11 protein-coding genes are annotated in these 19,201 nt (G+C 76.2%); 3 read left to right on the top strand and 8 right to left on the bottom strand.

Annotation, left to right across the window (positions count from 1 at the left end):
• The 4 genes from IE225_RS31065 to IE225_RS31050 form a co-directional block, all read right to left on the bottom strand.
• The coding region (locus tag IE225_RS31065; RefSeq protein WP_190060998.1) for an XdhC family protein at positions 1-111 on the bottom strand (111 nt) is incomplete at its 3' end.
• Entirely contained in the window at positions 104-2,230 is a 2,127-nt protein-coding gene (locus tag IE225_RS31060) for a xanthine dehydrogenase family protein molybdopterin-binding subunit (protein ID WP_190060997.1), read from the bottom strand. The genes IE225_RS31060 and IE225_RS31065, both read right to left, overlap by 8 nt.
• Positions 2,227-3,219 carry an FAD binding domain-containing protein gene (locus IE225_RS31055; protein ID WP_190060996.1) on the bottom strand — a complete coding sequence of 331 codons (993 nt, stop codon included), beginning with the start codon at positions 3,217-3,219 and terminating at the stop codon, positions 2,227-2,229. Before IE225_RS31055 ends, IE225_RS31060 begins: the two co-directional genes overlap by 4 nt.
• Positions 3,216-3,770: a (2Fe-2S)-binding protein gene (locus tag IE225_RS31050; RefSeq protein WP_190060995.1), complete on the bottom strand. Its 555-nt coding sequence runs from the start codon at positions 3,768-3,770 to the stop codon at positions 3,216-3,218. Before IE225_RS31050 ends, IE225_RS31055 begins: the two co-directional genes overlap by 4 nt.
• Positions 3,771-4,090: 320 nt before the next feature.
• On the opposite strand from IE225_RS31050, the gene IE225_RS31045 reads away from it, so the two are divergent.
• Positions 4,091-4,669 carry a TetR/AcrR family transcriptional regulator gene (locus IE225_RS31045; RefSeq protein ID WP_190060994.1) on the top strand — a complete coding sequence of 193 codons (579 nt, stop codon included), beginning with the start codon at positions 4,091-4,093 and terminating at the stop codon, positions 4,667-4,669.
• 798 nt (positions 4,670-5,467) lie between these two features.
• On the opposite strand, the gene IE225_RS31040 is transcribed toward IE225_RS31045, so the two are convergent.
• Both IE225_RS31040 and IE225_RS31035 read right to left on the bottom strand, forming a co-directional pair.
• A complete protein-coding gene (locus tag IE225_RS31040) occupies positions 5,468-6,499 on the bottom strand; it encodes a ketoacyl-ACP synthase III family protein (protein WP_190060993.1) in 1,032 nt (343 codons plus the stop codon).
• Positions 6,500-6,537: 38 nt separating this feature from the next.
• Entirely contained in the window at positions 6,538-13,770 is a 7,233-nt protein-coding gene (locus tag IE225_RS31035) for a type I polyketide synthase (RefSeq protein ID WP_229880181.1), read from the bottom strand.
• Between the two features lie 382 nt (positions 13,771-14,152).
• Here IE225_RS31035 and IE225_RS31030 point away from each other — a divergent pair, with 382 nt between their 5' ends.
• On the top strand, positions 14,153-14,590 hold the full coding sequence (locus tag IE225_RS31030) for a DUF6069 family protein (RefSeq protein WP_190060991.1): 438 nt from the start codon (positions 14,153-14,155) through the stop codon (positions 14,588-14,590).
• Between the two features lie 164 nt (positions 14,591-14,754).
• On the opposite strand, the gene IE225_RS31025 is transcribed toward IE225_RS31030, so the two are convergent.
• A complete protein-coding gene (locus tag IE225_RS31025; protein WP_190060990.1) occupies positions 14,755-16,116 on the bottom strand; it encodes an acyltransferase in 1,362 nt (453 codons plus the stop codon).
• A gap of 285 nt (positions 16,117-16,401) precedes the next feature.
• Between IE225_RS31025 and rfbH the strand changes: the two genes are divergently transcribed.
• Positions 16,402-17,703 (top strand): lipopolysaccharide biosynthesis protein RfbH, encoded by a 1,302-nt coding sequence (gene rfbH / locus IE225_RS31020; protein WP_190060989.1) that lies wholly within the window; start codon positions 16,402-16,404, stop codon positions 17,701-17,703.
• Between the two features lie 160 nt (positions 17,704-17,863).
• Here rfbH and IE225_RS31015 read toward each other — a convergent pair whose 3' ends face one another.
• On the bottom strand, positions 17,864-19,090 hold the full coding sequence (locus IE225_RS31015; protein ID WP_190060988.1) for a macrolide family glycosyltransferase: 1,227 nt from the start codon (positions 19,088-19,090) through the stop codon (positions 17,864-17,866).
• Positions 19,091-19,201 lie beyond the last annotated feature (111 nt).

The raw sequence follows: 19,201 nt of genomic DNA, 5'->3' as shown, positions 1-19,201 counted from the left end.
CGCCGCCCCCACACCGCGCGGCGCACTGCCGCCCACCGCCACCACGGTCGCCACGGCGAAGTCACGCCCCTGCTCCACCCACCGGTGCAACTCCTCGGCGATGTCAAGCATGCCGGGCCTCCGCGGCGGCCCGCAGGACGCGGTCGGGCCGGATGGGCAGGTCGCGGTGGCGGACGCCGGTGGCGTGCCAGACCGCGTTGGCGACCGCGGCCGCGGCGCCGACGATGCCGACCTCGCCGATGCCCTTGATGCCGACGGGGTCGTCCGGGTCGGGGTCGTCGATCCAGTCCGCCTCCAGAAGCGGGACGTCGGCGTGCGTGGCGACGTGGTAGCCGGCGAGGTCGGCGCCGACGGGGACGCCGGAGGACGGGTCGCGCACCGCCTCCTCGTGCAGGGCCATCGAGATGCCCCAGACCATTCCGCCGAGGAACTGGCTGCGCGCGGTGAGCGGGTTGACGATCCGGCCGGCCGCGAAGATGCCGAGCATGCGCCGCACCCGCACCTCCCCGGTGGCGGTGTCGACGGCGACCTCGGCGAACTGGGCGCCGAAGGAGTGCCGTTCGGCCGCGGCGAGGGCGCCGACGGCCTCGGTGGTGTCCGACCGGGCCGTGATGCCCTGCGGGGGGATCGTGGCGCCGGGCACGAGCCGTTCGCGCAGTTCGGCCGCCGCGGCCCGGACCGCCCACGCCCAGGAGCGGGTGCCCGTGGAGCCGCCGGCGATCATCGCCGGGCCGAAGTCGCTGTCCCCGATCCGCACCCGGACCCGCTCCGGCGTCGTCCGCAGCGCGTCGGCGGCGACCAGGGTGATCGCGGTGCGCGCCCCGGTGCCGATGTCCGCGGCGCCGATCCGCACCGTGAAGGTGCCGTCCGCCTCGGCCGTCACCGCGGCCGTGGACGGGCCGGCACCGGCCGGGAAGGAAGCCGCCGCCGTGCCGGTGCCCAGCAGCCAGCGCCCGTCGCGGCGCCGGCCGGGGCGCGGGTCGCGCTCGGCCCAGCCGAACCGGCGGGCGCCCTCCCGGAAGCAGGCGAGCAGGTTGCGGCCGCTGAACGGCAGCCCGGAGACCGGTCCGTGCGTCGGTTCGTTGCGTGCCCGCAGCTCGATCGGGTCCAGGCCGCACTGCTCGGCGAGCTCGTCGAGCGCCGACTCCAGGGCGAAGGACCCCGGTGCCTCGCCCGGCGCGCGCATCCACGTCGGGGTGGGCCGGTTCAGGGCGACGACCAGGTTGGCGGTGTGGTGGGCGGCGGCGTCGTACATCACCCGGGCCGGGGCGGCGCCGGGCTCGACGAAGTCCTGCACGGTCGAGGTGGGGTTCAGGCAGCGGTGCTCCAGGGCCCGCAGTCGCCCCTCGGCGTCGGCGCCGAGCCGGACGCGCTGCACGGTGGGGCTGCGATGGCCGGCCAGTGAGAACATCTGGCGCCGGGTCATCACCACCCGTACCGGGCGCCGCAGGACGGTCGCGGCCATCGCGGCGGCCACCTGGTGGGCGCGCACGCCCTTGCTGCCGAAGCCGCCGCCGACGTGCTCGGAGCGCACCCGCACCGCGCCGGGGTCCAGCGAGAACATCTGCGCGAGCACGGACACCACCCAGGTCGACCCCTGGTTGGAGTCGAGGACCTCCAGCCGCCCGTCCTCCCAGCGGGCCGCCGCCGCGTGCGGCTCCATGGGGTGGTGGTGCTCCTCGGGGGTGGTGTACTCGGCGTCCACCACCACGGCGGACGCGGCGAGTTCGGCCTCCAGGTCGCCCTTCTCCGCCACGGCCGGCAGGTGGCCGTCGACCGGGCGGGCGTCGCCGCGGTCGGCGCGGAAGTCGAGGTCGGGCGGCTCCTCGTCGTAGTGCACGACGAGCGCCTCGGCGGCCTCCCGGGCCTGCTCGGGCGTCTCGGCGACGACCAGCGCCACCGGCCATCCGGCGTGCGGCACCCGGTCGTGCTGGAAGAGGACGGAGGTCGGTTCCGGGGGCACGCCCAGCATCGTGACGAAGTCGCCCCGGATGCGGGGGGCGTTGCCGTGGTGCAGCACGGTGAGCACGCCGGGCATCGCGAGCACCGGGCCGGTGTCCACCGCCCGGATGCGGCCCCGGCCGACGGTGGACAGCACCAGCCAGCCGTGGGCGAGTTCGGTGAAGGGGTGGTCGGCCGCGTACCGGGCGGCGCCGGTGACCTTGTCGCGGCCCTCGACGCGGGTGTGCGCGGTGCCGACGGCCTGCCGCAGTTCGGGAGTGGTGGTCATCGGGCGGCCTCCTCGGCGAGTTCGGTCAGCACGGCCACCAGCAGGTTGCGCATCAGGGTCACCTTGTATCCGTTGTGCGGCAGCGGCCTGGCCGCCGCCAGTTCGGCGTCGGCGGCCGCGGCGAAGGTGTCGGCGCCGGCCGGGGCGCCGGCCAGCCGGCGCTCGGCGGCGCGGGCCCGCCACGGTCGTGACGCGACCGCGCCGAGCGCCAGGCGCACGTCGTGGACGACGCCGTCGCGGACGTCGAGCGCGGCGGCGACCGAGCCGAGGGCGAAGGCGTACGAGGCGCGTTCGCGCACCTTCCGGTAACGGGAGTGGGCGGCCACCGGGGCGGGCGGCAGGGTGACGCCGGTGATCAGGGCGCCCGCCGGCAGGGCGGTCTCCCGGTGCGGGGTGTCCCCCACCGGCAGGTACAGGTCGGCGAGCGGCAGCTCTCCCCGCCCGTCGGCCGTTTCGTAGTGGACGACGGCGTCGAACGCGGTCAGCGCCACGGCCATGTCGGAGGGGTGGACGGCCACGCAGTGCTCGGAGGCGCCGAGGACGGCGTGGTTGCGGTGCTCGCCCGTCAGGGCGGGGCAGCCGCTGCCGGGGAGGCGCTTGTTGCACGGCTGGGTGACGTCGGTGAAGTAGCCGCAGCGGGTGCGCTGCAGCAGGTTGCCGCCGACCGTGGCCATGTTGCGCAGCTGCCCGGAGGCGCCGGCCAGCACCGCCTGGGCGAGGGCCGGGTAGCGGCGGCGGACCTCGGGGTGGGCGGCGAGGTCGCCGTTGGTGACGGTGGCGCCGATGCGCAGGCCGCCCTCGGGGGTGGACTCCACCGTGTCCAGGGGGAGTTCGCGGATGTCGACGAGCCGGGCGGGCCGCTCGACGCCGGTCTTCATCAGATCGACGAGGTTGGTGCCGCCGCCGAGGAACGCGGCGTGCGGGTCGGCGCCGAGCAGGGCGACGGCGCCGGCCACGTCGCGGGCGCGCTGGTAGGCGAACTCCCTCATGCCGCCGCCTCCTCGGCCTGCTGTCCGGATGCGGCGGCGCGGGCGACCGCTTGGACGATCGACACGTACGCGCCGCAGCGGCACAGGTTGCCGCTCATCCGTTCCCGGATCTCCTCGTCGGTCAGCGGCGGCGGGCCCGCCTCGGGCCGGACGTCGGCGGTGGCGGCGCTCGGCCAGCCCGCCGCGTGCTCCCGCAGCACCGCGACGGCCGAGCAGATCTGGCCCGGGGTGCAGTAACCGCACTGGAAGCCGTCGAGGTCGAGGAACGCCTGCTGCACGGGGTGCAGTCGCTCGCCGTCGGCGATGCCCTCGACGGTGGTGATCTCGCGGTCCTCGGCGGCCACCGCGAGCTGCAGGCAGGACACCGTCCGGCGGCCGTCGACGAGGACGGTGCAGGCGCCGCACTGGCCCTGGTCGCAGCCCTTCTTGGTGCCGGTCAGGTCCAGGCGCTCACGCAGGGCGTCGAGCAGGGTGGTGCGGTGGTCGACGGTCAGGGTGTGCTTCTCGCCGTTGACGTGCAGGGTGATGGCACTGAACGTCGGTGCGGCCATGATCAGCCTTCTTTCGCGGGTCCGGTGGGCGTCGCGGGGACGGGCCGGCGGGGCGGGGCGGACGGATCGGTCGGAAGGATCGGAAGGATCGGAAGGATCGGTCGGAAGTGGGGGCCGGGGGGTGACAGGGGGCGCGGAACGCGCAGGATGGACGTGCGGGATGCGGGAGGGACCCCGGGACCGGCGGCCGCGGGCGCCGGTCCGGCCGTGCCCACCGCTATCGTGGAGTCAACCGGACAACTGTCCGCTCACTGAAAACGTAGTGGACAGCTGTCCGGTTAGCAAGGGCGGGATTCGGCCGCGGGCCGCGAGGAGGACGAGTGCACAAGAAGGACGCACCCCTGCGGTCCGACGCCCAGCGCAACCGCGAGCGCATCCTGCAGGTGGCACTGACCGAGCTGACGCGCTGCGCGGACACGCCGCTGAGCGTGATCGCCAGGAAGGCGGGCGTCGGGCAGGGCACCTTCTACCGCAACTTCCCCAACCGCGAGGCCCTCGTCCTGGAGATCTACCGGCACGAGATGCAGCAGGTCGCCGACCACGCGGCCCACCTGCTGGAGACCTGCGAGCCCGACCGCGCCCTGCGCGCCTGGATGGACCGCCTGGCCCGCTTCGCCATGACCAAGGCCGGCCTCGCGGACGCCATCCGCCAGGCCACCAGCGCCCCCGGCAGCCCCGCCAAACCCGGGCACACCCCCGTCACCGACGCCGCCGAGCTCCTGTTGCGCAGCGCCGAGCGGGCGGGCGCGATCCGTCCCGGCGTCACCGTGGAGGACTTCTTCCTGGCCATCGCCGGCCTCTGGCAGCTCGACCCGGACGGCGACTGGCAGCCGCAGGCCGCGCGCCTGCTGGACTTGGTGATGGACGGCCTGCGGACGAAAGCGCCCGGCCGCCCGTGACGGGACGGCGCGGGGCGGCACGGGGCGGCACGGAACGGCGCAGGGCGTTACGGAACGGCACGGGTGGCACGGGCGGCGGCACGGGACGGCGCAAACCGGACGGCGCAAACCGGACGGCGAACTTCCAGGGACAGCCATCGCAACGCACGGCGCGCGTTGCCGCCCCGTCCGCGCCTGCTCCTGGCTCGTCCCCATGGACGACGCCTGCTGGAACCCCGACGTTCCCTGCCATCCGCCCGTGCTCGACGCGGTGCCGCCGAACTGCGGCGAGGCCCTGGACGTCGGCTGCGGCGACGGGCTGCTGGCGCGCCGGCCGGCGGCGCGGGCCGGCGACGGACTTGCGGATCTGGTGCATCGCCGTGGTCGGGGGTCCTCGTCCCCCACGGCCTCCACCGGCCGCGTGACCGGGACGACCCGGCCGGCCTCCAGGAGCAGCATCATCAGGACCCGTTCGTCGACGGGGCCGCCGAGCCGCAATCGCCGGTCCCCCTCCCACGCTTCCAGGGGGCCGAGGACGTTGAACCGCACGTCGTGGTGATCCGGGGCCGGCTGCATGGTCTGTGCTCCCCATCATCCGCCGCGCCGGCCGGGGAGCGCCGCGGCGCGGCGACACCCGGGTGGGGGCCGGCTTCTCCCAGCCCCCTGCCCACGCACGGCGGTCTTCCCTGCGGGAGGCGTCGCGGTTCCAGGTGAAGTCCCATGGAGCTGGGTGAAGTTCCACGGAGCGCGACGACGCGACGTGCCGGAGGCCCCTGTGCGGGGCCTCCGGCACGCGGAAGGCGGCCGGCCGACGCCGGGTCAGACGGCCCAGGCCGGCAGGTCGGTGACGGTGACGACGCAGGCGGTGCAGATCCAGCCGGGGCCCTGGGAGATCAGCAGCACGTGGTCGCCCGGGCCGACCTCGCGGGTGCGCACCAGGTGCTCCAGGGTGATGAAGACGTCGGCGCCGCCCACGTGCCCGACGGCCCGGCCGAAGTCCCAGGCGGACTTCTCCATGGGCAGGCCGAGCGGCAGCATCACCGAGTACTCGATGATCCGGCCGTCCATGTTGATCGGTACGACCTTGGCGAGGTCGGCGGCGTTCAGGTCGGCGTCGACCAGGGCCCGCTGGACGATGCCGAGGTTGAAGTAGGTGAGCTTCTCCAGCGTCTCCGACAGGGGCAGCTCGGTCTCGGTGAAGCGCGTGGCGCGCTCGGCCATGTCGTCGGTGTGCTCGTCGCCGGTGAGCAGCAGCGGCCCGTCGCCGCGGTGCCACTTCTCCAGCTCGGGCAGGATGCCCGCGTGCAGGGAGCGCACCCGGGCGAAGCCCTGCTCGGCGCTGAGCAGCACGGCGGCGGCGCCGTCGGAGAGGAAGTAGCCCTGGCCGTAGCCCTTCCACCGGTTGACGTCGGGGCCGGAGAAGTTCTCCGCCGAGGTCAGCAGGGCGGCGGTGTGGCCGGCGGCGCCGGTGAGCTGCCCGATGGCCACCTCCAGGCCGCCGAGCATGCCGTTGCAGCCCTGCCGCAGGTACAGCGACGAGGTGTCCGCCAGGCCCAGTTCGCGCAGGATGTAGCCGGGCGGGTAGGAGCCCTGGGGGCCCTGGTAGTGCACGGCGCTGTGCACGTGGGTCGTGATCTCGTCGGGGTCGAGCTTCGACCGGTCCAGGGCGGTGCGGGCCGCCGACACCGCCATGTCGACGGCGGGTGTGTCGCCGGCGATGTGGGTGCCGGTGAGTCCGTTCGCCTCCACGGTCTCCTTCTCGACGAGGCCCGCCGCCACGGCGTCCTCGGCGCTCGCCCATTCCAGCAGTACGACTCCGAGCGAGTCGATGTGGACGTTCTCCACCCTCATGCGGGATCTCTCCGTTTCCGCCTGGCCGCAACGGCGATTCAGGCGAGCAGTTCCTTCGTCAGGTACCGGGCCAGCTCGGCGGGCGTGTCGTGTTCGAACACCACCGTGGTGGCCAGGTTCAGCTTGGTGTCGGCGGCGAGGGCGTTGCGCAGGTTCAGTGCGGTCAGCGAGTCGAAGCCGAGCCCGCGCAGCCGTGCCGTGACGTCCACGGCGTCGGGCGAGGAGTGCCCGAGCACCGTGGCGATGTGCCCGCGCACCAGGTCGGTGACGGTCTGCCGGCGCTCCTCCTCGGTCATCGCGGCCAGCCGGTGCTTCAGTTCGGTGGCCTCGGCCGGGGCGTTGCGGGCTGCGGGGCGGGCAGCGGCGGGCAGCAGGCCGCGCAGGGCGGCGGGGGCCTCACCGGCCCGGGCCCGCTCCCGCAGCACGGCCGGGTCCAGGTGGGCGGCGACGGTCAGGGGCCGTGCGGCCGCGCGGGCCGCGTCCAGCAGGTGCAGGCCCTGCCCGACGGGCAGCGGCCGTATGCCGCGGCGCGCCATGCGCTCGCGGTCGGCGTCCGCCAGCCGGCCCTCCGGTCCGCCGGTCGCCTCCCACAGTCCCCAGGCGATGGACGTGGCGGGCACCCCCTGGGCGCGGGCGCGGTGGGCGAGCGCGTCGAGGAAGGCGTTGGCCGCCGCGTAGTTGCCCTGGCCCTGGCCGCCGAGGACGCCGGCGACGGAGGAGAACAGCACGAACTGGGTCAGGCCGGCGTCGCGGGTCAGCTCCAGCAGGTTCACCGCCGCGTCCGCCTTGGGCCGCAGCACCGCGCTGAGGCGTTCGGGGGTGAGGGAGGGCAGGACGCCGTCGTCGAAGACGCCCGCGGTGTGCAGCACCGCCCGCAGCGGCCGGTCGGCCGGGATCGCGGCCAGCAGGTCGGCGAGGGCGGCGCGGTCGCCGGCGTCGCAGGCGGCGACGGTGACCTGCGCGCCCAGCGCGGCCAGTTCGTCCCGCAGGTCGGCCGCTCCGGGCGCCGCCATCCCCTGACGGCTCGTCAACAGGAGGTGGCGTACGCCGTGTTCGGCGACGAGGTGGCGGGCGACCGCGGAGCCCAGGGTGCCGGTGCCGCCGGTGATCAGGACGGTGCCGCGGCCGTCGGCCGGCGGCGGCGCGGCCCCGGGTACGGCGGCGGGGCGGGCCAGCCGCGGCACGCGGGCCGTCCGCCGGCGCAGCGCCCACTGGGGCTCGTCGCAGCGCACGGTCTTCAGCAGGGTGCGCCAGGACGTCTTGCCGGCGTCGGTGTCCACCAGCAGGAAGCGGCCGGGGAACTCGGTCTGGGCCGAGCGCACCAGGCCCCACACCGCGGCACCGGCCGGGTCGGGCCCGGCCTGCTCCTCCGGCCCGTCCGCCACCGGTACCGCACCCCGGGTGAGGAACACCAGCCGCCCGCCCTCGAACGCGGGCCGCGCCACCCAGGTCTGCGCCAGGGCCAGGGCGCGGCGCGTGGTGTCGTGGACGGCGCCGACGAGCGCGTCGCCCCGCGCGCCGTCCGGGGCGGGCGCGCAGGTGGCGACGACCACCTCGGGGGCGGCCCGGCCGGCGGCGACGGCCGCGGCCAGCGCGTCCAGGTCCGGGTAGGCCTCGGCGTACTGGCCGGCCGACATCAGCCCGGAGCGCGCGCGCAGCGGGTCCTCGCCGACCACCGCCCAGGTCGCGGGCGCCGCCGCGGGCGCGGCGGCGAGCAGCGCGTCGGGGTCGGTCTCGGTCCACTCCACGGTGAACAGCGCGTCCTGCTGGGCGGCGGCCGCCGCCCGGACGGCGTCGCGGGAGACCGGCTCGCGGGTCAGGGAGTCCACCGTCAGCACGGGCGCTCCCGTGGCGTCGGCGGCGCGCACCAGGAACGTGCCGTCCTGGCGGGCCGTGATGCGTACCCGCAGCACGGCGGCCCCGGTGGCGTGCAGGGACACTCCGCGCCAGACCGGCCGCCAGGAGCCGGCGGCGGGGGGCGGTGCGTCCTCGGCGCGCAGCGGGTGCAGGACGGCGTCGCCCAGCACCGGGTGCAGGCCGTGGCGGGCGGTGTCGTCGCGCAGCGCATCGGGTGCGGCGAGTTCGGCGAAGAGTTCGTCACCGCGCCGCCACACGGCCCGCACCACGCCTTCTCCCCCGGCGCCGGCCGTCCGGTCGGCGGGCAGCTCGGAGGGCGGCACCGGCTGCGCCTCGGCCGGGGGCCAGGCCTGAAGATCCCACGCGGGAGGCGGCCCGTCCGCGCCGAGCGTCCCGGTGGCGTGGCAGGTCCACGGCCGGCCCGCGGCCCGGTCGCCGCGCCGGGAGTGCACCGACACCGGCCGGCCGCCCGCCTCGTCCGGCTCGCCGACGGTGACGCGCAGCTGCACCGCGCCGGAGGCGGGCGGCAGCAGCGGAGCGTGCGTCACCAGGCTGTGCAGCCGCCGGCATCCGACGAAATCCCCTGCGGTGAGGGCGAGTTCCACGAACAGCCAGTCGGGGGCCGGCGTGGTGGCGTCGTCCCGGGCGGGCAGCAGCCACGGCTGCGCGCCGGCCGTGAGGCGTCCGGTGAACACCACGGCCGCGGAGTCGGGCAGTTCGACGGCCGCGCCGAGCAGCGGGTGCCCGGTCGCCACCGCGCCGCCGCCGAAGACGCCGCGGGAGGTGCCGGGCGTGGCCGTGAGCCAGTAACGGCCGCCCCGGAAGGGGTAGGTGGGCAGGCCGGGCGGGGGCGGGACGGGCCGCTGGTGCAGCGTGACGCCGTGGGCCCAGGCGCGGGCGACGGCCGCCCGCATCTCGCGCGGCCCGCCGTGGTCGCGGCGCAGCGTGTCCCGCACGGTGTACGCGGCGTCCGCGGGCAGCACCTGCTGCAGGGTCTGCTGCAGCGGCATGGTCAGCAGCGGGTGGGCGCTGACCTCCACGAAGGCCCGGTGGCCGTCGGCCAGCGCGGCGCGCACGGCGGTGTCGAACTCCACGGTGTGCCGCAGGTTGCGGTACCAGTAGCCGGCGTCCAGCTCCTCGCCGGCCACCGGGCCGCCGGTCAGGGACGAGTAGAAGGGGACGCGGGCGGCGCGGGGGGCGAGGGGGGCCAGGGCCGCCTCGAGGTCGTCGCGCAGCTCCTCGACGTACGGCGAGTGGGAGGCGTAGTCGACGGGGGCGCGGCGGGCCCGGACGCCGTGGGCGTCGCAGTGCTCCTGCAGCCGGTCCAGGTCGGCGGCCGGTCCGGAGACCACGGTGGCGGCGGGGCCGTTGACGGCCGCGACGCAGGCCCGGATGCCGAGTGCGCCGATCAGGTCGCGGGCCTCGCCGGCGTCCAGGGCGAGGGACAGCATGCCGCCGTCGCCCGCCAGCCGGGCGATGAGCCGGGAGCGCAGGGCCGCGACGCGGGCGCCGTCCTCCAGGGACAGTGCCCCGGCCACCACCGCGGCCGCGATCTCGCCCTGGGAGTGGCCGACGACGGCGGCGGGCTCGACGCCCGCCTCCTGCCAGGCGGCCGCCAGGGCCACCATCACCGCCCACAGGACCGGCTGGACCACGTCGACGCGGTCCAGTCCGGGCTGCCCGGGCTCCTGGCGCAGCACACCGGCCGGGTTCCAGTCCACGAAGGGCTCCAGCGCCCGCCCGCACTCGGCCAGCCGCCGCGCGAACGGCCCGTCCTCGTCGAGGAGTTCGCGCGCCATGCCGGGCCACTGCGAGCCCTGCCCGGGGAAGACGAGCACCGGGTCGCCCAGCACCGGGCCGGAGCCGGTGACCGCGCGCGCGTCGGCCGTGCCGGCGGCCACGGCGCGCAGGGCCGCGACCGTCTCCTCGCGGTCGGCGCCGGTGACCGCCGCGCGGTGCGCGAACACCGTGCGCGTCCCGGCCAGGGCCCGGGCGGCCCACTCCTGCGGTACGCCGGGGTGGCGCTCCAGGAAGTCCGCGACGTGGCCGGCCTGCGCCCGCAGCGCCTCCTCGTCCCGCGCCGAGACGACCAGCGGCAGAACCGCGCCGGGGGTGGCGCCGCCGGCCCGCCCGCCTTGTTCGATCCGTTCGGCGTGTTCGGCCCATTCGCCGTGTTCCGCGTGTTCGGCGTGTTCGTCGGCTTCCAGCACCACGTGGGCGTTGGTGCCGCTGGCGCCGAAGGAGGACACGGCGGCACGGCGCGGCCGCCCGGTCCGCGGCCACGGCGCGGCCTTCGTCAGCAGCCGGAGGCCGCCCTCGGCCCAGTCGACGTGCGGGGAGGGCGCGTCGACGTGCAGCGTGCGCGGCAGGACGCCGTGGCGCAGGGCCAGCACCGCCTTGATCAGGCCGGTGACGCCGGCGGCGGCCTGCGTGTGGCCGAGGTTGGACTTGACCGAGCCCAGCCACGCCGGGCTGTCCTGCGGCCGTTCCCGGCCGTACGTCGCCAGCAGCGCGCCGGCCTCGACGGGGTCGCCGAGGGTGGTGCCGGTGCCGTGGCCCTCGATCAGGTCCACGTCGGCCGGGGTCAGGCCGGCGTCGGCCAGCGCGGCGCGGATGACACGCTGCTGCGCGGGCCCGTTGGGTGCGGTGAGGCCGTTGGAGGCGCCGTCCTGGTTGATCGCCGAGCCGCGCACCACCGCCAGCACCGGGTGGCCGTGGCGGCGCGCGTCGGACAGCCGCTCCAGCAGCACCAGTCCGACGCCCTCGGAGAAGCCGGTGCCGTCGGCCGCGGCGGCGTAGGCCTTGCACCGGCCGTCGCCGGAGAGGGCGCCCTGGCGGCTGAACTCGACGAGCGCGGCCGGGGTCGCCATCACGGTGGCGCCACCGGCCAGGGCCATCGTGCACTCGCCGCGCCGCAGCGACTGCACCGCCAGGTGGATCGCGACCAGGGACGAGGAGCAGGCCGTGTCCACCGTCACGGCGGGGCCCTCCAGTCCGAGGGTGTAGGCGATGCGCCCGGAGGCGACGCCGGCGGCCACCCCGTTGCCGAGGTGGCCCTCGACGTCCTCCGGGACGGGGTCGCCGGGGCCGGGGCCGTAGCCGTTGTGCATCACGCCGGCGAAGACGCCGGTGCGGCTGCCGCGGAGCGTGGCCGGGTCGAGGCCGGCGCGTTCGAGGGTCTCCCAGGCGGTCTCCAGCAGCAGCCGCTGCTGCGGGTCCATGGCCAGGGCCTCGCGCGGCGAGATGCCGAAGAACGCGGCGTCGAACCGGTCCGGGTCGTCGAGGAACGCGCCCTGCCGGGCCGCGGAGGTGCCCGCGCCGCCCGGCCGTCCGTCGATCAGCCGGTCGAGGTCCCAGCCGCGGTCGGTGGGGAGCGGGCCGACGGTGTCGGTCTCCGCCAGCAGCAGTTCCCACAGCTCCTCCGGGGAGCGCACGCCGCCGGGCAGCCGGCAGCCCATCGCCACCACGGCGACGGGCTCGTCCGCCCCGGCCGCGGTGGCCTCGGACGCGCCGTCCGCCGGGCCGGTGCCGGGCGGGGTGCCGTCGAGGTGGGCCGCGAGCGCGCGGGGGGTGGGGTGGTCGTAGGCGAGCGCGGCCGACAGGCGGCGGCCGGTGGCGGCGGACAGGCGGTCGCGCAGGGCGACGGCGGCCAGCGAGGTGAAGCCGAGCGCGTGCAGCGCGCGGTCGGGGTCCACGTCGGCGGCGGAGGCGAGGCCGAGGACGTCCGCGACGGCGGTCCGCACCAGTTCCAGCGAACGCCCGCCGCCCGCCGGCCCGCCGGCGGGCGGCCCGGCCGGTGCGGGTTCCGGCCGGCCGGGGCCGGGGCGGGTGTCGGGCCGCTGCCGCACGGCGGGGTTCTCCAGCAGCAGCGTGCCGGTCAGGCCGGCCAGTCGCTGCCGGGCGATCTTCCCCGACGGGGTGCGGGGGATCGCGGCGACGGCGCGGAACTCGTCCGGCACCTTGAAGTACGACAGTTCGCGCCGGCAGGTGTCCAGCAGCAGCGCGGGGTCGACGCCGTCGGGGCCGGGGACGACGTAGGCGACGGGGACCTCGCCGAGCACGTCGTGCGGGCGGCCGGCCACCGCGGCGTCGGCGACGCCCGGCACCCGGGCCAGGACCTGCTCCACCTCCGTGGGGTGGATGTTCTCGCCGCCGCGGATGACGAGTTCCTTCACGCGGCCGGTGAGGGTGAGGAAGCCGTCGGCGTCCAGGCGGCCCAGGTCGCCGGTGCGGTACCAGCCGTCGGACAGCACCTCCCGGGTGGCTTCGGGGTTGCCGTGGTAGCCGAGCATGAGGGCGGGGCTGGAGACCCACACCTCGCCCTCCTCCCCCGGTGCGACCTCGGCGCCGCCGCGGGGGTCGGTCAGGCGCAGGGCGACCCCGGGCAGCGGGCGCCCGCAGGAGCCGGGCACCCGGGGTCCGCCGGGGGTGTGCGTGGTGATGGCGCCGCCCGTCTCGGTGCTGCCGTAGCTGTCGATCAGGCGGATGCCGAAGGCGTCCTCGAACGCGTCGTGCAGCGCCTGCGGGCAGGGCGCGCCGGCCGCCATGCACACGCGCAGCTCGGGCAGCGCGACGTCCTCCCGCCGGGCCACCTCGGTCATGCGGTGGTACAGCGTCGGCACGCCCACCAGGAACGTGGCGCGCTCCCGCGCGGCTGCCTCGACGACCTCGTCGGCGGCCGCGCCCTCCATGACGCGGGCCGTGGCGCCCACCGCCAGGACGCCCAGGACGCCGATGTTGTGGGACACGGCGTGGAACAGCGGCATCGGCCACAGCACCCGGTCGTCGGCGGACAGCCCGAGGAGAGGGGCGTTGCAGGCGGCCGTCGCCCACAGCGAGGTGCGCTGCGTGGACACCACGCCCTTGGGGCGGCCGGTGGTGCCGGAGGTGTAGAGCATCCACGCCGGCTCGTCCAGGCCGAGGTCGTCGCGCGCGGGCGCGGCCGGCTCGGTCGTGGCGAGGGTCTCGAAGCGGGGCACGTCCCGCGGCGCGTCGCAGGCCCCGGCCACCACGACGCGCACGCGGGCGCCGCCGTCCGTGGCGGCGAGCACCTGGGCGGCGCCGGACGCGCCCGTCAGAACCAGGACGGCGCCGCTGTCCCGCAGGTGGTGGGCGAGTTCGGCGTCCGAGCCGTGCGGGTCGACGGGGACGCCGACGGCACCGGCGCGGGCGACGGCGAGGTATCCCTCCACCATCTCCACCCGGTTGCCCAGGCGCAGCAGCACCCGGTCCCCGCGCCCGACGCCGAGGTCGGCGAGGTGGCCGGCCAGCCGGCGCGTGCGCTGCGCCAACTCCCCGTAGGTGACGGCCCGGTGGGCGTCCCGGAAGGCGACCTTCCCCGGAAGGCGGCGGGCATGGCGGTCGAGCAGCTCGTGCAGGGGCCGTATCAGCTCGGTACGCAACGTGTCACTCACGGTGTCACTCACGCCTCTCGGTCCAATCGGACGGGGAACGGACATGCGGGGGCGACGACAGCAGGGGACGCGGCCACGCCGGGCGTGAGCACCGAGGGGCTGGGATCTGCCATCAAAGATCAGTGTGGGGAGAACCCGCTAGGAGATTTCCTAGCCTTCCGGCGGGCTCGGACGGACAGGCCGGACGGGCCGGACGGCACGGGCCGGGCCGGGCCGTGAAGTGTGGGTGTTTCTCCGGTTTTCGGCCCGCCGGCGCCGTCCTCGCTGGTGCGGTGCGCGCCGGCGTCCTAGCCTGCGGAGCGCCGCCCGTGGGCACCGCCCTGCCCCTCCGGTGCCCGCGGGACGTCCATGCCGCAGAGGTCCGAGAGAAGCGTGCGAGGCGATGACGTCCCAAGCCACCGGCCCGGGCGCGGGTGCGGCCGGCCGCGCCCGGCGCGCGGCACGCGGCGCGGCGGTGCTGGCCGGCGCCGCGGCGGCCGTCCTGACCTGGCTGGTGCTCACCCGGCTCGCCGGGGTACGGCTGGAGGCGCGCGGCGCGGCCGGGCAGGACCCGCAGTCCGTCGGCGCCGCCGCGGTGGTGGCCGCGGCCCTGGTGGCGGGCCTCGCCGCCTGGGCCTCGCTGGCCGCGCTGGAGCGGCTGGCCCCGGCGCGGGCGCGCGGCGCGTGGCTCGTGCTCGCCGCCGCCGCGCTGGTCCTCTCCCTGGCGGGTCCGCTCGCCCTGGGGACGACGACCGGGGCCGTGGCGGGACTCGCGGCCCTGCACCTGGTGACCGGCCTGGTGCTGATCCCGGCCCTGGCCCGGACCGCCGTACGGCCCTGAACGCGGCGCGAGCCGGGCGGCGCGATGCCGCGGGGCGCGGTGGCGGTGGACCGTACGACGCCGCGGGGCGCCGTGGGCCGTAGGGCGCCGGATGGCCCGGTCCCCGTGCGGGGCCGGGCCATCCGAGCTGTCGCGGCGCATCCGAGCTGTCGCGGCGAGGGTGTTCAGGCCGTCTGTCCGGTGTCGTGCAGGCGCTTGGCCCACTCGGGGCTCTCCAGGGCCGCAGCCGCGTCCCGGGGCAGGCTCAGGTGGACGTCCCGGCCGTGTTCGTCGTCCGGGGTGGGGGTGACCAGCACCGTCCACGGGATGGGGATGGCCGGGTACTCGAACCAGAACGGCCGGCCCGTGCCGAACTCGACGGAGTAGACGGGCAGCCGGGCGACGTTGTTGAGGCTGACCGTGTCCTCGAAGGCGTCCAGGGACATGCGGCTGAGGACCCGGCGCAGCCGCCCCGCGCGGCGCTGCGCCTCGAGGAAGGCCATCTCGTCGCGCACGTGTGCGGCGGTGACCCGGTTCACGGCGGCGCGCACCGCGGCGGCCGTCTCGCCCAGCGGGCCCTCGCGCAGGGCCCGGGCGGACAGGCGGGCCGTGGTGTTGGACGCGGCGTTGCCCCAGTACCCGTCGGGCAGGTGCTCGCGCAGGGCCGCGCGCAGGCTGATGACGACGCCGAGGCGCTCGGTGCTGTCGTCGGGGCGGCCGCGCAGGGCGCCGAGCACCCGCCACACCTGCGCGGCCAGCGCGTCGCCGGTGGAGATGCGGGGGCCGCCGCCCGCGAGCTGCGCGGCGGCGACCTCCTTCAGGGACCGCACCTCCTGAGCGGTGAACCGGGTGGTGAGGGTGCGCAGCCGGGGCGCGCCGGTGTTCACCCGCCACAGGAAGCCGAATTTCCGGCGGCGGGTGACGACGGCGTACTGCGGGTCGTCGTGCCGGGCGGGGGAGGGCGCTTCCGCGACCAGGCCGTCGAACGGGGTGCGCGCGTACGGCGCCGGCCGGTGGTCGAGGCCGCGGTGCACGCGGGACCAATGCAGCAGGAATTCGACGCACGCGGTGCCGTCCGCGACGACGTGGTTGACCGAGACGCCGAGCACGGAGCCGCCGCCGCGCATGTGCGTCACCTTCGCGGTGAACAGGGGGGTGTCGTGGCCCACCACGCGGAACGGGTTGACCTGGTGGACGTAGCGGCGCAGGTCGCCGCGGACGGGGTGGCCGGGGCCGTAGGGCGGCATGGGCCGGTCCGACCGGCACACGGTGAGCAGCGCTCCGGCGTCGTTGCACACGACGCTCAGTCCGCCGTCGGCGTCCCGCTCCAGCCGGCCGGTGAGCAGCGGGTAGTGGGCCAGGGTGGCGCGCAGCGACGCGTGCAGGGCGTCGGTGTCGAGGGTGTCGCGGTAGTAGAAGGTGCGCTGGGTGGCGAACGTTCCGGGCAGCAGGTCGTAGACGCTCAGCCGGACGCGCTCGCCGGTGGCGTGGCCGGCGCGTACGGTGACGGTGCGCTCGCGGTCGTGCGACGCGGGGCCGAGGTTCATCGCGCCTCACTGGGGTGGACGGGTGGGCCGCGGTGGCCGGGACACTTCAGCGTGGCGCGGTCCGGGCGAGGAAATCCCTAGTCTCCGGCCGGGGCCGGAGCACGGTGCGAAGGGGCGTTTTGGTGGTTCCCTAGAGTTGCCCGGCGGTGCTGGCCGGGCGCCGCGCGGGCGTGCTGGGCTGGGGTCCCCCGGTCGATCGATCCGGGCGTGGGGACCCGCTTTCCGCGACCTTTGAGCCGGGTACGGCTGGTGTCCCCGCCGGCACTCACGGGAGGCCCTCAACCGATGGGGAACGACAAGACCGCAATCCTCGACCTGGTCCGCGAGTACCACCGCAACAACGTCTCGTCGGGGTTCGTCCCCGGGGTGACGCCCGTCCTGGCCTCCGGTGCCGTGCTGAGCGAGGACGACCGGGTGGCCCTCGTGGAGGCCGCGCTGGACCTGCGCATCGCCGCCGGGCCCAGCTCGCGCCGGCTGGAGCGGGAACTGGCGAGGTACTTCGGGCTGCGCAAGGCGCACCTGACCAACTCCGGTTCGTCGGCGAACCTGCTGGCGCTGAGCGCGCTGACCTCGCCTCAGCTCGGGGACGCCCGGCTGGTCCCGGGCGACGAGGTGGTCACCGTGGCCGCCGGCTTCCCCACCACGGTCAACCCGATCCTGCAGAACGGGTTCGTGCCGGTGTTCGTGGACGTCGACCTGGGCACGTACAACACCACGGTGGAGCGTGTCGAGCGGGCGATCGGGCCGCGCACCCGGGCCGTCATGATGGCGCACGCGCTGGGCAACCCGTTCCCGGTGGCGGAGATCGCGCAACTGGCCGAGGAGCGCGGCCTGTTCCTCGTCGAGGACAACTGCGACGCGCTGGGCAGCACCTACCGGGGGAAGCTGACGGGCACGTTCGGGGACCTGGCCACCGAGAGCTTCTATCCGGCGCACCACATCACCATGGGCGAGGGCGGCTGCGTCCTGACCGACGACCTCGCCCTGGCCCGGATCGTGGAGTCGATGCGGGACTGGGGCCGGGACTGCTGGTGCGAGCCGGGCGAGGACAACCGCTGCTTCAAGCGGTTCGAGCAGCAGATGGGTTCACTGCCGCACGGCTACGACCACAAGTACATCTTCTCGCACGTCGGTTACAACCTGAAGTCGACGGACCTGCAGGCGGCCCTGGGCCTGCGGCAGTTGAGCCGGATCGACGAGTTCGGCAAGGCCCGCCGGCGCAACTGGGCGCGGCTGCGGGAGGGTCTGGACGGGCTGCCGCACCTGATCCTGCCCGAGGCCACGCCGGGCAGCGACCCGAGCTGGTTCGGCTTCGCCCTGACCGTGCACCCGGACGCGCCGTTCGCGCCCGCCGCCCTCATCGACCACCTGGAGTCCAGCCGGGTCGCCACCCGGCGCTTCTTCGCCGGCAACCTGACCCGCCACCCGGCCTACGAGGGGCGGGAGTTCCGGGTGAGCGGTCCGCTGACCAACAGTGACATCACGACCGAGCGGACCTTCTGGATCGGCGTGTACCCGGGCCTGACGGACGAGATGATCGACCACAGCATCGCCACGGTGATCGAGTACGTGACGCTGCCCCACTGAGCCGGACGCCGCCCCGCGACCCGGTGGGCGCGGCCCCGGCGACCCGGTGCGAAAAAAGGGGGGTGGTTCACACACTCCGGGTGTGTGAACCACCCCTTCTTTTCTGCCCGTTGGGCTTTCCGGTCCGCCGGGTTTTCCAGTCCGTCGGGTTTTCAGTCCGTCAGGCGCCGGCGGCCGCCGGGGACGGGCGTTCGGCGGCCCAGTCCTCCAGGAGGTCCGCGGCGCGGACCGCGCCGCCCGCCTCCCGCACGGCCGTCCGCATCTCCGCCAGCCGCCGCGGGAGCAGCGGGTCGGCCAGCAGACCGGCCACGGCGTCCGACAGCCGCCGCGCCGTCACCCCCCGCCGGGGCAGCGAGCGGCCGACGCCGCACTCCTCCAGCCGGCGTGCGCTGAGGTCGAGTTCGTGGGCGCGCGGCAGGGCGACCACCGGGGTGCCGTGGTACAGGGCCTCCATGATGCTGCCCATACCGGCGTGGCAGACGAGCACCGCGGCGTGCGGCAGGACGGCCGGGTGCGGCAGCCACGCGTGGGCCTCGACGTGGGCGGGCAGCGGGCCGAGCCGGTCGAGGTCGGCGCCGCGCCCCAGGGTCATCACGACATGCCACTCGGCGGGGTCGAACGCCTCGGCGCAGACACGGAAGAAGGCGTGCCGGTCGCCGGCCTCGGTGCCCAGGGACACCAGCGCCGTGCGGCGCCCGTCGGCGGGCGGGGTCCAGGTGCCGGCCGGCGGCTCGGTGACGGTGGGCCCGACGAAGGCAAAGCGCTCGTCGAAGCTGTCGCCCCGGATCTGGAAGGCGCGCGGCAGGAACACGAGGTTGCGCTCGTCCCACTCGGCGCCGTAGCGGCCCAGCTCCTGCACGCCGATGCCGTGGGAGGTCATGAACTCGATGAGGACGGACGCCCCCCGGCGCATCAGCGGGTGGTCGGCGTCCCACATCTGCCGGCGCAGCGAGAAGGTCTCGTTGGCCGCGTGGCTGGGGCTGACCTGGACGGGGACGGCGTCCAGGAGCCGGGCGGCGACCCGGGCGGGGGCGACCGTCTCGTAGTCGTACAGGATCACGTCCGGCGCGTCGGCGGCGAAGTGGTCCATGGCGCGCGGGAACACCGTCCGCACGGTGTCCAGCAGCAGCTCGTAGCCCTCGCGGGCGAGCCGGTCCGGGGTGGGGTCGGCGGCGCGGTAGAAGTCGCCGCGGGCGGAGGTGTAGGTCACGGCCGTGGCGCCGGCCTCCTCCACGGCCGGGCGGAAGCGCTCGTCGACGACGTAGGTGACCCGGTGCCCGCGGGCGAGGAGTTCGCGGGCGGGGCCCAGGGTCGGCGCGATGTGGCCGAAGTCCGCGAAGAGGAGGAAGGCGAAGTGGCGGGGGTTCGGGGCGGTGCCGTTCGGCATCGGTTCTCCGGGGGTGCTGGGGCTCGGGCGGTGCCCGCGTGCCGCGGGACGCGCACCGCCGTTCGCGGGCGAGGGTCTGCGCGGAGCGGGCGGTGCCCGCGGGCCGCGGGG

The sequence above is a fragment of the Streptomyces echinoruber genome (assembly GCF_014651135.1).
Taxonomy (GTDB): Bacteria; Actinomycetota; Actinomycetes; order Streptomycetales; family Streptomycetaceae; genus Streptomyces; species Streptomyces echinoruber.
Note: the sequence above shows the minus strand (reverse complement) of the source record. Positions and strands in the feature narration are given on the sequence as shown.

Bases quoted from the DNA above. Each gene is read 5' to 3' on its own strand.
- IE225_RS31030 (WP_190060991.1), top strand. From the start codon at position 14,153: ATGACGTCCCAAGCCACCGGCCCGGGCGCGGGTGCGGCCGGCCGCGCC.
- IE225_RS31050 (WP_190060995.1), bottom strand. From the start codon at position 3,770: ATGGCCGCACCGACGTTCAGTGCCATCACCCTGCACGTCAACGGCGAG.
- IE225_RS31060 (WP_190060997.1), bottom strand. From the start codon at position 2,230: ATGACCACCACTCCCGAACTGCGGCAGGCCGTCGGCACCGCGCACACC.
- IE225_RS31055 (WP_190060996.1), bottom strand. From the start codon at position 3,219: ATGAGGGAGTTCGCCTACCAGCGCGCCCGCGACGTGGCCGGCGCCGTC.
- IE225_RS31040 (WP_190060993.1), bottom strand. From the start codon at position 6,499: ATGAGGGTGGAGAACGTCCACATCGACTCGCTCGGAGTCGTACTGCTG.
- IE225_RS31025 (WP_190060990.1), bottom strand. From the start codon at position 16,116: ATGAACCTCGGCCCCGCGTCGCACGACCGCGAGCGCACCGTCACCGTA.
- IE225_RS31015 (WP_190060988.1), bottom strand. From the start codon at position 19,090: ATGCCGAACGGCACCGCCCCGAACCCCCGCCACTTCGCCTTCCTCCTC.
- rfbH (WP_190060989.1), top strand. From the start codon at position 16,402: ATGGGGAACGACAAGACCGCAATCCTCGACCTGGTCCGCGAGTACCAC.